13 protein-coding genes are annotated in these 13860 nt (G+C 49.1%); 5 read left to right on the top strand and 8 right to left on the bottom strand.

All coding sequences use genetic code 11. The annotated features are described in order from the left end of the window. Positions 1-94: 94 nt before the first annotated feature. Positions 95-229 carry a hypothetical protein gene (locus ABD980_RS05430; protein WP_345370183.1) on the top strand — a complete coding sequence of 45 codons (135 nt, stop codon included), beginning with the start codon at positions 95-97 and terminating at the stop codon, positions 227-229. Here ABD980_RS05430 and mutS read toward each other — a convergent pair. Continuing rightward, a complete protein-coding gene (gene mutS, locus ABD980_RS05425; RefSeq protein ID WP_345370181.1) occupies positions 226-2841 on the bottom strand; it encodes a DNA mismatch repair protein MutS in 2616 nt (871 codons plus the stop codon). The genes ABD980_RS05430 and mutS overlap by 4 nt on opposite strands. 15 nt (positions 2842-2856) lie before the next feature. After that, the gene (locus tag ABD980_RS05420) at positions 2857-3882 is read right to left on the bottom strand and encodes an LLM class flavin-dependent oxidoreductase (RefSeq protein WP_260649141.1); all 1026 of its coding nucleotides are present in this window, start codon (positions 3880-3882) and stop codon (positions 2857-2859) included. Positions 3883-4020: 138 nt separating this feature from the next. On the opposite strand from ABD980_RS05420, the gene ABD980_RS05415 reads away from it, so the two are divergent. After that, entirely contained in the window at positions 4021-4848 is an 828-nt protein-coding gene (locus ABD980_RS05415) for a mechanosensitive ion channel family protein (RefSeq protein WP_260649140.1), read from the top strand. A 31-nt stretch (positions 4849-4879) separates the two neighbouring features. Here the strand turns inward: ABD980_RS05415 and ABD980_RS05410 are convergent, their stop codons facing one another. Genes ABD980_RS05410 through ABD980_RS05400 form a run of 3 tightly spaced genes read right to left on the bottom strand, consistent with a single transcriptional unit; the run spans position 4880 to position 7383 of the window. Continuing rightward, positions 4880-5644 carry an IclR family transcriptional regulator gene (locus tag ABD980_RS05410; RefSeq protein ID WP_345370178.1) on the bottom strand — a complete coding sequence of 255 codons (765 nt, stop codon included), beginning with the start codon at positions 5642-5644 and terminating at the stop codon, positions 4880-4882. A 5-nt stretch (positions 5645-5649) separates the two neighbouring features. After that, the gene (gene cysE / locus ABD980_RS05405) at positions 5650-6540 is read right to left on the bottom strand and encodes a serine O-acetyltransferase (RefSeq protein WP_345370176.1); all 891 of its coding nucleotides are present in this window, start codon (positions 6538-6540) and stop codon (positions 5650-5652) included. A 36-nt stretch (positions 6541-6576) separates the two neighbouring features. Beyond that, positions 6577-7383 (bottom strand): RNA methyltransferase, encoded by an 807-nt coding sequence (locus ABD980_RS05400; RefSeq protein ID WP_345370174.1) that lies wholly within the window; start codon positions 7381-7383, stop codon positions 6577-6579. 79 nt (positions 7384-7462) lie between these two features. Here ABD980_RS05400 and ABD980_RS05395 point away from each other — a divergent pair, with 79 nt between their 5' ends. The 3 genes from ABD980_RS05395 (at position 7463) to ABD980_RS05385 (ending at position 10782) form a co-directional block, all read left to right on the top strand. Next, the gene (locus tag ABD980_RS05395) at positions 7463-8257 is read left to right on the top strand and encodes an inositol monophosphatase family protein (protein WP_260649135.1); all 795 of its coding nucleotides are present in this window, start codon (positions 7463-7465) and stop codon (positions 8255-8257) included. Positions 8258-8334: 77 nt separating this feature from the next. Next, positions 8335-9918: a TerC family protein gene (locus ABD980_RS05390; protein WP_345370172.1), complete on the top strand. Its 1584-nt coding sequence runs from the start codon at positions 8335-8337 to the stop codon at positions 9916-9918. Positions 9919-9924: 6 nt separating this feature from the next. Further along, a complete protein-coding gene (locus ABD980_RS05385; RefSeq protein WP_345370170.1) occupies positions 9925-10782 on the top strand; it encodes an undecaprenyl-diphosphate phosphatase in 858 nt (285 codons plus the stop codon). Here the strand turns inward: ABD980_RS05385 and ABD980_RS05380 are convergent. Genes ABD980_RS05380 through ABD980_RS05370 form a run of 3 tightly spaced genes read right to left on the bottom strand, consistent with a single transcriptional unit; the run spans position 10779 to position 13802 of the window. Next, positions 10779-11831, bottom strand: a complete 1053-nt coding sequence (locus ABD980_RS05380; protein WP_345370168.1) for an AbrB family transcriptional regulator — start codon at positions 11829-11831, stop codon at positions 10779-10781. The two genes, ABD980_RS05385 and ABD980_RS05380, sit on opposite strands and share 4 nt — an antisense overlap. A 6-nt stretch (positions 11832-11837) precedes the next feature. After that, complete coding sequence (locus tag ABD980_RS05375; RefSeq protein ID WP_345370166.1) at positions 11838-13349, bottom strand: tripartite tricarboxylate transporter permease; 1512 nt, start codon at positions 13347-13349, stop codon at positions 11838-11840. Next, positions 13350-13802, bottom strand: coding sequence for a tripartite tricarboxylate transporter TctB family protein (locus ABD980_RS05370; protein ID WP_345370164.1), 453 nt, complete (start codon positions 13800-13802; stop codon positions 13350-13352). Between the last annotated feature and the right edge of the window lie 58 nt (positions 13803-13860).

The raw sequence follows: 13860 nt of genomic DNA, 5'->3' as shown, positions 1-13860 counted from the left end.
AAAACCCTACTTTTCAGTAGGGTTTTTTTATATCTATAAGGCACCTATACGATAATGGGAATTATTCTCATTAACATTGGTTGGGAGGAATGACATGCCATTACCGACTCGTATGCCTAAAGACTCTCATGGATCCAATTATCAGTACCGACCGCGCTGGTGGCAGCTTGCGTTAAGCGCGGCGGCGTTATTTGTTGTGCCTGTAGGGCTGGCTGCCTATTGGTTTTAAACCGTGTAGGATTGGCGCCAACGATACAACAGGTCTAAAGCAGCCCGTGGGCTTAGCTCATCAATATCTAGGGACTGAAGGGCTTGTTGTAGCTCAAGTGCTAACTCTTGTTCCGCACTCAAGCTCGGCGCTGGAGCCGAAGCCGGGGCGGCAGAAAATAAATCCAGTTGTGGTTGATGAGCATGTTGTTGCTCCAGACGAGCCAGTTCAGCGCTAGCATTGTGAATGACGGCAGCAGGGATACCGGCCCGTTGAGCCACTTGAATACCATAACTACGGCTAGCGGGGCCTTCGCGCACCTCGTGTAAAAATGCGATACCGTCTTTGGTTTCGGCGGCAGCTAGATGGACATTTAATGCGGCTTTTTGCTCATCGGCTAAACGTGTTAGCTCAAAATAATGCGTAGCAAACAGGGTTAAACAACGATTATGTTGCAATAAACGCTGCGCAATCGCCCAGGCGAGCGATAAACCATCATAGGTAGAAGTACCGCGCCCAATCTCATCCATTAACACCAAACTGTGTTCGGTTGCGGCAGATAAAATGGCCGCCGCTTCGGTCATTTCCATCATAAAAGTAGAGCGCCCACCCGCCAGATCATCAGCCGCCCCAATGCGGGTGAAAATGCGATCCAGTGGACCAATGACGGCTTGCTCAGCCGGCACAAAGCTACCGGTTCTGGCCAGAAGCGCAATCAGCGCCGTTTGGCGCATATAGGTGGATTTACCCCCCATGTTCGGGCCGGTGATCATGAGCAGTCGTTGCTGATCATGGAGCTCGCAGCCATTAGCGATAAAGTGCTCTATGGTGTGCTCGACCACAGGGTGGCGCCCAGCCTGGATACGAATTTCAGGATGATCGCTCAACTCTGGTGCCACCCAGTGATTAGCTAATGCATGGTGGGCAAAACTGGCTAGGGCATCAATTTCAGCTAAAGCCGCTGCGGCGACGGAAAGCATGGCTGCATAGGGAGCAAGCTGCTCTAATAAGTCATCAAACAGGGCTTTTTCTCGGTTTAGACTGCGCTCTTTGGCCGAGAGCACCTTGTCTTCCCATTCTTTTAGCTCTGGCGTAATAAAGCGCTCCACATTTTTTAATGTCTGTCGACGACGATATTCCGTGGGGACTTGATCAGCTTGAGCGCGGCTAACCTCGATGAAAAAACCATGGACGCGATTGTATTCAACTTTAAGATTGGCAATGCCAGTACGCTCGCGTTCGCGTGCTTCTAGCTGCAGCAAAAAAGCACCACTATCTGTGGCCAGATGACGTAGCTCGTCTAATTCGGCATCATAGCCATCTGCAATCACGCCACCATCACGAACAAGCAAAGCCGGCTCAGGGGCAATGGCTTGTTGTAGGAGCTGCGTTAACGCCGGGTCTATGGCTAATGACTGCAGTTGTGTAGCAAAAGCCTGAGATTGCCCGGAAAGTAGCCGCAGGTGTTGTTCGAAGGCAGGCAAAAGCTGTAGCGCATCGCGTAAGCTCGCTAACTCCCGTGGGCGTACACTAGCTAAAGCAATACGAGTAGCAATACGCTCAATATCAGGAAATTGGCTTAACTGCTGCACCAGCTTGTTTAAAGGTTGCTCCAAGGGCTGGGCTTCTTGGGCTGCGATAAGCTGTTTAACGCCGGCTTGGCGCTGACGGATGGTGTCATTATGGCGCAATGGGTGATGTAACCAGCGTCGTAGCAGTCGGGAGCCCATTGGGGTGGCGCAGTGATCAATGGTGCTAAAGACGGTGGGTTTAGTTTCGCCGCTAATGGTTTCTGTGAGCTCTAGGTTTTTTCGGGTGATACCATCAAGCACCACAAACTCGCCCAGTTGCTCTACGCGCAGGGTCTGGATATGGTTGAGACTTTGGGATTGTGTGTGCTTAACATAGCGCAGCAAAGCACCAGCGGCATAGGTAGCCAAAGGTAGCTCGTCTAGCCCAAAGCCACTGACAGAGTCGACGTTAAAATGATCTAACAAAACCCCTAACGCATTATCCTGCGCAAAATGCCAATCGGGCAGGCCCACACAGCGCTGGGCGCTTTCGTAGTGGATTTGGCTGCTTTCTGGGTGCAGGAGCTCAGCCGGCTGTAAACGGCTAAGCTGAGCGTCAAGCAAGTGGTTATCGCACTCATAGACATTAAAAGCCCCACTGGCCAGATTCATCCAAGCGATACCTATTTTTTGTGAACTGGGCTTAGAGGACGGACAAATGGCCGTGATAATGCGATCCGCCTTAGCGGGCAATAACGCATCATCGGTTAAGGTACCAGGGGTGACAATACGCACGATTTTACGCTCAACCGGACCTTTGCTTGTTGCTGGGTCACCGATCTGCTCACAAATCGCCATGGATTCACCCATAGCCACTAAACGCGCCAAGTAGCCCTCTAGGGAATGAAAAGGCACCCCCGCCATGGGAATAGGCTCACCATTAGAATTACCACGCTTGGTTAGCGTCAAATTAAGAAGACGGGCACCGCGTTCGGCATCCTCATAAAAAAGCTCATAAAAATCCCCCATGCGGTAGAACAACAAATACGAAGGAACCTGAGCTTTCAGCTGCAAGTATTGACGCATCATGGGGGTGTGACCAGAAAGATCCGTAGAAGTCATGTTGGGTTATACAGGTTAAGCAAAATCTAAAGCGGAAGGGGCGTGACGTAAATGTTTTTGTGCCTCGGCTAACAGAGCATAGGAATGCAGTCGTGCGCGCTGATCATACATATTGCAGGTTACCATCAGCTCATCGGCACCGGTTTTATCAATAAAAGCTTGTGTTTGCTCGATGATGGCGGGTAAATCGCCAATAGCAGCGCAGCTAAGCGCATGATCCATCACAGCCTGACCTAAAGCGCCGGCGCGTTCAATGTAATTCGCCACGGGAGGTGGTAGCTGGATAGGCTTACCCTGACGCAAACTTACAAAAGACTGTTGCCACGAAGACGCTAAATAGTGGGCTTTCTCATTGGTTTCTGCCGCAAAAACATTGAACCCCAGCATCACATAGGGTTTTTGTAAATAGTGTGATGGCTTAAAGTGCTGACGATAAACAGCGATGGCATCCATCATTTGGGCTGGAGCAAAATGGGAAGCAAACGCATAAGGCAAGCCTAGCATGGCGGCTAACTGAGCCCCAAAAAGGCTAGAACCCAGAATCCATACAGGCACATTGCTCCCCTTGCCGGGGACAGCAGGCACGGGTTGTTGTGGATGGTCAGACATATAGTCCAGCAGCTCCAACACATCGTGCGGAAACTCGTTAGGATCACTTTGCAAATTACGACGTAAGGCTTGTGCGGTACGCTGATCAGAGCCGGGAGCACGACCTAAGCCTAAATCCACACGATCAGGAAACAAGGCCGCTAAGGTACCGAACTGTTCGGCAATTACTAAAGGGGAATGATTGGGCAGCATAATTCCACCGGCTCCAATACGAATACGGCGTGTGTGATGCCCAACATGAGCGATTAACACCGAAGTCGCCGCACTGGCAATGCCGACCATGCCGTGATGCTCAGCTAGCCAATAGCGCGTAAAAGCGGCTTGATCTGCTTGTTGAGCCAGTTGAATCGTATTTTTAAAAGAGTCGGCAGGGGTACTGCCCTGAACAATTGGCGCCAAATCTAAAACGGATAAGGGGTAGGTCGTTGGCATACAAATTACCTTGAGATGTGTGAGGGGTTGGCTATCAAAGACAAAGATGCCAACAAGGTTAACAAATTTAAGTTCGGCTGCGAACTTTAGCCAAAGTCGTTATGATGGGAATTATTTGTTTTTACGGAGCGTAATTTTATGTCGGAAAAGCTGGCTATTCCATTTGGAGCGATGCCATGGCTAGAGGCAATGGCAATCAATCTTGTGTTAGCAGTCTTGATTTTAATCGTAGGGTGGTGGCTATCGAATCTAGCTGGTAGCTGGGTACGCAAAATGGCCCAGCGTTCCCCCCACATTGATGTCACTATTGTACCGATTGCGCAAAGCGTTGTGGTGTGGGCCATACGTATTTTTGTGCTTATTGCTGTCTTAGCGCGCTTTGGGGTACAGACTGCCAGTATTATTGCGGTTCTTGGGGCGGCAGGTTTAGCTATTGGTCTCGCTTTACAAAGCACCCTACAAAATATCGCTTCAGGCATTATGCTACTGGTATTACGCCCGATTCGTGCTGGGGAATTTGTGTCTATTGTTGGCAAGGGCGATGGTACGGTGTATGAGGTTGGCCTATTTATGACCAAGTTTGTGCAAGTCGATGGTGTTAATTTTTGCTTACCCAATAATTTGATCTGGGGTAACCCAATTATTAACTATAGCCGTAACTCCACCCGACGCATGGATATTGGCGTAGGGGTACGCTATGGTGATGATCTAGATCGCGCATTAAACGTATTACAAGAGCTCTTGGATAACCACGCCAAGGTCTTAAAAGACCCCGCACCCATGGTTTTTGTGAGTGATTATAAAGACAGTACCGTGGTGTTAAATCTACGAGCCTGGACGGCAGTCGAGGATTTTTGGGACGTACGGTTCGAGCTAAACCGCTTGGCATTACAAACCCTAAGCGAAGCAGGCATGAACCACCCAGTACCTGTTCGAGCTGTGCTCAAAGAAGAGCAAGCTGCTTAAAAAAAAAGGGGAGTCGACCGACTCCCTTTTTTTACATTTTCTCTGCAATATGTTCCAGTGTTTGATGTAAAAGCCGAGCAATTTCTTTTTGCCGTCTTGCTGGCATGCGCTCGGTGATAGCCGTAACGCTTACCGCCAAAAGTGGGTGCCCCTGACTGCTGCATAAAGCACAACCAACACCAAGCGCCCCACGTACAGCATAATTTCCCACGACAGAATACCCCCGTGTGCGGGTATTAGTAATAAGCTGACGTAATTCGCGCTGTGTCATACCACCGTAGTGGTCCAGCTTGTGGCTATTGGCTTCGATAATTTGGTCGACGGTGTGATCATCCAACTTGGCCAAAAGCGCCATACCAGCAGAGCCTACCCCTAATGGCTGACGCTTATTCACATAGGTGCCTAAAATTTGCACAGGGTAGGGGCCGATCTCGCGCCAGAGTGTGAGCGAATCATTATTTTCCCGAATAACCAAAAACACCGCATCGCCAACCTTAAAAGCAAGCTCACGCATAAAAGGTTTGGCAATTTCCACTAAATGATGTTCATTTTCGGCATGAGGATGCGTGGGTTTGCTGGCCGCATAGCGTCGAGTTTTGCCGACCGTATGAACAAACTGACATTCAGTTAAAGCCGCTAAGAGACGGTAAATGGTAGGACGCTGTAGACCGGTGAGCCGAGATAGCTCGGTGACGCTAAGACCACTTTCATCATGAGCTTGCAAGGTTTGCAGTATTTGTAGCCCTCGTCGCAGAGTACGTGGTCCTGAACTATTCTCTGTAGTAGCGGCTGACATGTGAATCACTCCATCATTTTATTAAGACGTTCAACATCCAGCGGTTGCTGGCCGTTTTCTACCCGCTGTCCAAGCTCTTCGAGCGCTTTGCATAGCTGACTGATGCGTTGTTCTTGTTGGGCTGAATGATTAATTAGCTCATGGATAACTTGAACTAAGGGGTCGTTATTCGTGCTGTCTACGGCATAGGCGGGGAAAGCATCATTACTGGCTTGGTGCAAAGGACTTGCCGCTTTAGAGCGAGCGCTTTGTTCAAGCAGCTCCTTTAATGGTTTGCCCGTCCATTCCGCCTTGCAGGGGTGGTCAGTGGGGTGGCGCACGGCCTCTTCGGCCGAAGCAGGGGAAGGAGCAGGCGTAGTAGGCGCCGTGGTTTTTTTGTCTTCTTTAGTAATAATGCGCGCAGGATTGCCAACAGCGGTGGCATTGGCTGGTACTGGCTTAACAACGACGGCATTGGAGCCAATCTTGGCATTTGCCCCTACTGTAAACCCCCCAAGAATTTGGGCACCTGCGCCCACCACCACATTGTTCTCTAGGGTAGGGTGTCGTTTTGTGCCTTTATATAGGCTAGTACCACCCAAAGTCACCCCTTGGTAAATCGTACAGTCATCCCCGATTTCAGCCGTTTCACCAATCACAATGCCCATACCATGATCAAAAAAAACGCGTTTACCTATTTTAGCGCCGGGGTGAATTTCGATACCAGTAAAAATACGAGCTAAATGAGAGACAAATCGTGCTAACCATAAAAAACCGGTATTCCAAAGCTTGTGAGATAAGCGATGCGCTAAGATGGCATGTAGGCCTGGATAACAGGTGAGAATTTCCCAACGGCTACGAGCGGCAGGGTCTCTTTCGTAAATGCAGGCAATGTCTTCGCGTAACTGTTTAAACATAATCGGTGGTATTTGGTTTTTTAATTAAGTGGTGTGTTAAGAAGTCGTTGTTGGGTTTATTTTACGGGCCGTTTTCATCATAGCGGTACATACCCCACGCAACATAGCGACTTCTGCATGGCTTAACTGGCTACGAGTAAAAAGCTGTTGCATACGCACCATGAGTTTTTTAGGGTGATTAGGATCCAAAAAATCCACGGCCGTAAGGGCTTGCTCCCAATGCGTTAAAAAGGACTGGATTTCCGATTGTGTGGCCGGCAAATCGGCTTCGAGTATTTTGCCGGGGGTTTTGACCACTAAAGGAAAATCCAGCTGTTCTAAGAGAGCATAACGCAGTTCCCATGCGGCTAATTGTAGTGCTTGTGCCACATTGAGCGAACTATATTCTGGGTTGGCAGGGATATAGCATAAATACTGGCACTGGTTGATGGCGTGATTTTCTAGGCCCGTGCGCTCGGTACCTAATACAATGGCTATCTGGCCGGTAGGGTGCATGCGTAGGTGCTCGGCACCAATGCAAGCCGACTCGCGGATGGTTTTTGGGGGCGGGCCAATATAGCGTGGCCTGGCTGTGAGCGCAAAAGCTAGGGAGACAGGGGCGAGCGCTTGTTCTAAACTATCGGCAATGGTGGTGTTTTCAAGCACATCCGTGGCCCCACTTGCCATTGCAATCGCATTTTCATGCGTTATGATGGTGGGCGATTTTGGGTTCACTAAGCACAGTTGCTGAAAACCCATGGTTTTGATGGCTCTGGCGGCAGCACCAACGTTGCCTGGGTGACTGGGTTCAACCATAATAAAACGAATATGGTTGAATAAAGGCTCGTTTTGGGTCGTAGTCATTTAAAATACTAAATTGTTGTTAGCCCTTGTGATAAAACAGGGTTATTTTAGGGCTTGTTTTTACGAATTACGGAAATTTATGCACCCGATGCTATTTACCGCTATTAAAGCGGCACGCCGTGCAGGCGATATTATTACCCGCGCTAGTCGAGACCTTGAGCGTGTGCACATTGCACGTAAAGGACCTAGCGACTATGTTACCGAAGTCGATCAGGCAGTAGAAGAAGTCATTATAGAAGTTTTAGCCGAAGCGTATCCAGATCATGCCTTTTTGGGCGAAGAAACAGGCGAACGTCAACCCGATGCCGATAAAGTAGGGCGCGGTGGTGTGGAATACCAATGGGTGATTGATCCACTGGACGGCACGACTAACTTTATCCATGGTTTTCCCCATTATGCCGTATCAATCGCCGCTTTGCACCGTGGTCAGTTGGCGCATGCCGTCATCTTTGACCCCAGCAATAATGAGATTTTTGCTGCTAGCCGTGGTAGTGGCGCATTTTTAGACGATCGCCGTATTCGCGTCTCAGAGCAACGCCGTTATCATGATGCGTTGATCGGCGCTCATGTGGCTGGGTCGGCAGGCGCGCTTACCACGACCTCGCCTTTCACAGGGCTGTTGACCGAGTGCGCAGCGGTGCGTCGTACGGGTTCCACGGTACTGGATTTAGCTTATGTAGCGTGTGGGCGATTGGATGGTTTTTGTGCAGTTAACCTTAAACCATGGGATATGGCCGCAGGCGCATTGATTGCCATGGAAGCCGGTGCCTTGGTGGGCGACCTCGAGGGTGAACAAAGCTGGTACGAAACAGGGCAGATTTTAGCCGCCACCCCAAAAATCTTTCCCCAGATGATCATGCATTTACAAAACTAATTGTTTTTAAGCCACTGCTAGGGCGGTGGCTTTTTTTTCCTTTTTTCATGCTTTTTTGTTTAGACGGAGCCCCTTAAATGGAGTGGATGGCAGACCCGACGGCGTGGGCCGGGTTATTAACGCTAGTCATATTAGAAATTGTTTTAGGTATAGATAACCTGATTTTTATCGCCATCTTGGTGGACAAGCTACCACCAAAACAGCGAGACAAAGCGCGTATTATCGGTTTGTCATTGGCGTTATTAATGCGCCTGGGGCTGCTGACTATTATGTCATGGCTGATCACATTAACGGCGCCATGGATTACGGTGTGGGGGCACGATTTCTCTGGTCGGGATGTGATCTTGATCATTGGGGGGCTATTTTTGCTCTTTAAAGGCACCCTAGAGCTACACGAACGCTTAGACCCGCGCACTCAACATGCCTCTGGCTCGCGCATGCATGCTAGCTTTTGGGTCATTGTGACGCAGATCGTGATTTTGGATGCGGTGTTCTCGATTGACGCGGTGATTACGGCGGTAGGTATGGTGTCACACCTGCCTATTATGATGATTGCGGTGATTATTGCGATTGCTTTGATGATCGTGGCGTCAAAACCACTTACAAGCTTTGTGAATAAACACCCTACGGTCGTGATTTTGTGTTTGGGCTTTTTGCTCATGATCGGCTTTTCCCTATTAGCCGAAGGTTACGGTTTTGATGTACCCAAAGGCTATCTCTATGCTGCCATCGCCTTTTCTGTGCTGGTCGAGGTCCTTAACCAAATTGCGCGTCGCAACCAACGCAAAGCCGAAGCCAGACGCCCGATGCGAGAGCGCACAGCAGAAACCGTTTTACGCATGCTAGGTAAAAAACCCATTGCCGAAGTAGACGCGGACACAGAACAGAGCCCAGAGGCACCCCAAGACCCCAGCCTGGTGTTTGGTGATGAGGAGCGCAATATGGTCAGTGGCGTACTGACACTGTCTGAGCGTAACGTACGATCCATCATGACACCGCGTAATAATGTAGCGTGGGTTGATATTGAAGAGGATCCTGAAACCATCAAAGCTCAAATCGAACGGGAACCACACAGCTATTTACCCGTATGTCGAGGCGCTTTGGACGAGGTCATTGGGCTAGGGCAGGCTAAAGAGCTGATGGCAGATTTAATCACCGATGGACGAGTGCACTTAAATAAACTGCGTGAACCGGTCATTGTGCATGAATCCATTGGGATTTTGCAGCTGATGGAGCTATTTAAAGAGGCGCGTGGCCAATTGGCTTTAGTGACAGATGAGTTCGGTGCGATTGAGGGTGTGGTAACGCCGATTGATATTTTTGAAGCCATTGCCGGCGAATTCCCTGACGAAGATGAAATCCCCGACATTGTTGCCACAGCAGAAAACCGCTGGGTTGTGGATGGCGCGGCCGATTTACACCACCTTGAACAAATTCTAGAGATTGATGGCCTCGTTGATGAGGACGAGGAATACTCCACCTTGGCCGGGTATTTATTAGAGCGTTTTGGTACATTGCCTAAACCCGATGACCAGTGTGACTTAGTATGGGGCCCATATCGATTCCATTTCACAGTCAAGCAGCTCGATGGACGTCGTATTGGTACGGTAATTATCGAACGCGAGCGCATAGAAGCAGATTTTGACGAACAAGAGGACTAAAGCATCATGACGGACGGTTTGTATTTAATTAAAGCCCTGATCCTAGGGATAATAGAAGGGTTTACTGAATTTATTCCCGTATCAAGCACAGCACATTTATTGCTGTTAGCGGAATGGATTCAGTTTCCCTCGGATGAAAATAAAGTGTTCGAGGTCGTGATTCAGTTTGGTTCGATTTTGGCCGTGATCTGGTTGTTTAGAGCGCGTATTGTGCAGCTGCTAACAGGGGTAATCCAAGGGGACAAAACAGAACAGCTGTTTTTGCGCAACTTGATTTTGGCATTTTTACCGGCTGCGGTGATTGGGGCTTTAGCCATCAAATACATAAAAATGCTCTTTCATAGCCCGTTGGTTTTTGTATTTACTTTAGTTGGGGGTGGCTTAATCATGCTGTGGGTGGAACGCAAGCCCGCTTATGCCAAACATGCTCAGAACCCAAGCATCGACACAGCCACATCCGCCAAAGCAACGGCTTTTAGTATGGAAGAAATCACGTGGAAACAGGCCCTGGTGGTGGGCTTTGCGCAATGTTTAGCCATGGTACCGGGCACATCGCGTTCCGGAGCGACGATTATCGGGGGCATGCTTGCCGGTATCCAACGTAAAACCGCTACCGAGTTTTCGTTTTTCTTGGCCATGCCCACGATGCTAGCGGCTACCGTTTATGATCTATATAAAAACGGTGCCGCTCTCAACCCCGATCAAACAGTAGGGATAGTGGTCGGTTTTGTTGCCGCCTTTTTTAGTGCTTTGTTTTTAGTAAAAGCAGTATTACGCTTTGTGTCCAAGCACACCTATCGTCCTTTTGCATGGTATCGCATCGGGTTGGGAGCGGTCGTATTATTATGGCTTTACTGGCGTTAGGGTTTACGAATAAAGCGATTAAGTAATATGCTGATACCACCCACGATAGCGAGCACACGCAACATATGGTGGGTGGTGACCATCGCTGGATCAATATCCAAAGCCAGGGCCATCACACCAAGCTCGGGGGCGCCACCTGGTAAAAAAACCAACAGCAGGGGGGCAAAATCCATGCCTAACCAGTGGCTTAGTAGCAGCGCAGCGAGCATAGACAACAGGGCCAGAACCACACCAATAACAATAGATAACCAGCCATCGTATAAAATGTCACGCCAGCGATACCCCACAAATCGAATGCCCACGGTAGTACCAATGACAGCTTGAGCTAATGCCGCAACAGGGGCGGGGACTTGAATATTTACCCAGCCCGTAGCGTGAGCCAAAGCAGAAAAAATAATAGGAAACAACAACACCCCTGTAGCAAACCGTAATTGCTTTGCTAACCAGTAGCCACCCACACCACACAAAGCTAACAACATAAGCTCCACCCAGTTAATTGGGGTTGTGGTGCTAGTTAATGTAGGAAGATGACTGCTTGGTAGGGCGTAATTGCCCACATGGATTAGAATGATCGGGGCTAAAACCAATAAGGCAACCAAACGGGCCGAGTGGCTCAGGGCAATGCGTCGTGTGTCCGTTTGATATAGCTCGGATAAGGCGCTCACAATAGACAGCCCACCAGGTATAGCAGAAAACAACGCGGTCAAACGATCCATGCCAGACCACTTGAGCAAAATCCTATAGCTGCAAAGCAAATAAAGCCCGCTCATAAGCAGCATAAGACTAATCGTAACAGACCAGCTTGGTAAAGCGTGAACGGTCTCAATCGTAAAACTACTACCTAAAATCGTACCAATCACAGCAAGAGCATAAGAGCGCCAGCTTTTAGGTATGCTTAATTTGACCCCACATAAAGAAACCGTTGCACACGCCACCATGCTCCCTAATACCCATGGCAGTGACATGCCCAAATAAATAAATAAAACGGCCCCGCTTGCTCCGATTGACAGAGCAAGCAGGCCGCGAGCGACAGTGCGTAGATTAGTCATAAGGATTTAGACCTGCACTCGCATTTTCTTTTCTTTTTGCTTGCGTAAAAGCGGCAAAATAATAGCGGATAAAATAAATAACACTAAGAGCACAATGGCGATGGGGCGCTCGGCGAAATAACTTAACGGGTTACCACCGGATATCTGTAGGGTACGCACCATTTCGCCTTCGGCCATTTTGCCTAAAAGCAGCCCGATGACGGTGGCGGCGACCGGGTAAGCATGACGGCGCATAAGCCAGCCCAAACCCGCAAAAGCCATGACCGTGACCGGCCCTGCAATCGTACCCGTGATACCAAACCCACCCCAAGCACACAATGCCAACACAGAGGGAACCAAATAGGTCAGGGGAATGCGTACCACCATCCCCAGCAAAGGCAGAATCATTAAAGCAACCGCCCCAAGCAGTACCACTTGACCAAAGTTTCCTAAAATAATGGAATACACCAAATCCCGCTGGTCACGAATAAACGCCGGGCCACCAACCAGATTATGGAAAGAGAAAGCTGCCAGTAACACGGCTGTAGCCGCCCCCCCAGGGATCCCTAACGCCAGCAAAGCCGTCATGGAACCACCCTCGGAACTAGAGTTAGAGGACTCGGCAGCGATGAGGCCCTCTACGCTACCTTTGCCAAACTCCTCTTGGTTTTTAGAAGTGCGACGGATTTCACCATATGCCACCAGGTTAGCTACCGATGAGCCCACGCCCGGGACCGCACCAATCAGAGCGCCAATAAAACTGCCTTTGAGGATAATTTTGGGGTATTTAAAAACCTCAAATAACCCTTTGATAATTTTGCGCAAAGAAATTTTTCGCGCGCTCTCCTCTTCGACCAGATACGAACCAGCGCGTAAACGTAGCAGCTCAGAAGCCGCAAAAAGCCCAATCATAGCGGGCACAACGGAAATCCCATCGATTAAATACGGGTTACCAATGGTGGTACGCATTACACCCGTGGAAGACATGCCCACTTGGCTCAGAAGCAGACCAAGCACACCAGCTAGCAGCCCTTTGGCAACAGTACTATCGTTGAGTGTGGCAATAAGAGCCAGCCCCCACAGCACAATCATAACCATCTCTAGGGGACCCAACCGTAACACCATACCGGCTAGGGGTTGAATCAGCACCAAAAGCAGGGCGTAACCAATAAAAGTACCGATTACAGAAGCACCAAGACCAATACCAAGTGCTTCGTTATGCTTACCCTGACGTGCCATGGGGTAGCCATCAAAAGCCGTAGCGACACTGGAAGAAGAACCCGGGATATTCATTAAAATTGCCGTGACACCACCACCGTAGGCACCGCCTGTAAAAATAGCGGTCAAAAACAGCATGGCCTGGAGAAAATCCATCATCCAGGTAATAGGCAAAAACACGGCCATTGCCATGGAAATTTGCAAACCGGGAACAGCACCAAAAATTAAACCAATAATCAGCCCTGGCACCACATATAGCCACGGATCTAGAGTGGTAAACAGCAGAGTGATGGCTTGAGAAAATGCAACGGTATCAATCATTTAAAACACCATCAGTGGCATAGGAAAAGGAAATAAAGAACCAAAACCTTTAGTCAGAGCAAAGGTGAAAACAGCAGAATAAATTGGGGGGACGATCCAGTTACGTGCTCCGCCCAAAACCACACCTAGCCAAACAAATAAAAAGGTAGCGACATCAAAACCCACCGTAGTCAGGCTTAAGCAAAACACCGCAAAAACCGTGAGCAGCAAAAGGTCACCAAGCAATGCTTTTCTTTGTTTTTGTTTGGACGTGGCATCTGTATCAGCCGAGGTCGAATCCTTGGTGTTGAGCAAAATAAAAGCCGCCAGACCAAGGACAAGCGCACCACTGGGCACAATAATAATTAGGTTAAAAAGCGTGGCAGAGGCACTAATAGCGCTCCAGTTTAAATAAACGGCGCAAGCGCTCACCAAAACTAAAAAAACAAGATGGCTTGTTGATATACGTTGCATAGTAGGCTTTTATTTTGAAAAAAGAATCAGCAAGCGACACACGCCGCTTGCTGTGCGG

The organism is Paenalcaligenes hermetiae (genome assembly GCF_039543645.1).
Lineage (GTDB): Bacteria > Pseudomonadota > Gammaproteobacteria > Burkholderiales > Burkholderiaceae_B > Paenalcaligenes > Paenalcaligenes hermetiae.
This window is presented reverse-complemented; position numbering and strand designations above follow the sequence as displayed.

Coding starts and splice junctions, on each gene's coding strand:
- ABD980_RS05395 (WP_260649135.1), top strand. CDS start 7,463: ATGCACCCGATGCTATTTACCGCTATTAAAGCGGCACGCCGTGCAGGC.
- ABD980_RS05375 (WP_345370166.1), bottom strand. CDS start 13,349: ATGATTGATACCGTTGCATTTTCTCAAGCCATCACTCTGCTGTTTACC.
- ABD980_RS05380 (WP_345370168.1), bottom strand. CDS start 11,831: ATGACTAATCTACGCACTGTCGCTCGCGGCCTGCTTGCTCTGTCAATC.
- ABD980_RS05410 (WP_345370178.1), bottom strand. CDS start 5,644: ATGTCAGCCGCTACTACAGAGAATAGTTCAGGACCACGTACTCTGCGA.
- ABD980_RS05390 (WP_345370172.1), top strand. CDS start 8,335: ATGGAGTGGATGGCAGACCCGACGGCGTGGGCCGGGTTATTAACGCTA.
- ABD980_RS05430 (WP_345370183.1), top strand. CDS start 95: ATGCCATTACCGACTCGTATGCCTAAAGACTCTCATGGATCCAATTAT.
- cysE (WP_345370176.1), bottom strand. CDS start 6,540: ATGTTTAAACAGTTACGCGAAGACATTGCCTGCATTTACGAAAGAGAC.
- ABD980_RS05400 (WP_345370174.1), bottom strand. CDS start 7,383: ATGACTACGACCCAAAACGAGCCTTTATTCAACCATATTCGTTTTATT.
- ABD980_RS05420 (WP_260649141.1), bottom strand. CDS start 3,882: ATGCCAACGACCTACCCCTTATCCGTTTTAGATTTGGCGCCAATTGTT.
- ABD980_RS05385 (WP_345370170.1), top strand. CDS start 9,925: ATGACGGACGGTTTGTATTTAATTAAAGCCCTGATCCTAGGGATAATA.
- ABD980_RS05370 (WP_345370164.1), bottom strand. CDS start 13,802: ATGCAACGTATATCAACAAGCCATCTTGTTTTTTTAGTTTTGGTGAGC.
- ABD980_RS05415 (WP_260649140.1), top strand. CDS start 4,021: ATGTCGGAAAAGCTGGCTATTCCATTTGGAGCGATGCCATGGCTAGAG.
- mutS (WP_345370181.1), bottom strand. CDS start 2,841: ATGACTTCTACGGATCTTTCTGGTCACACCCCCATGATGCGTCAATAC.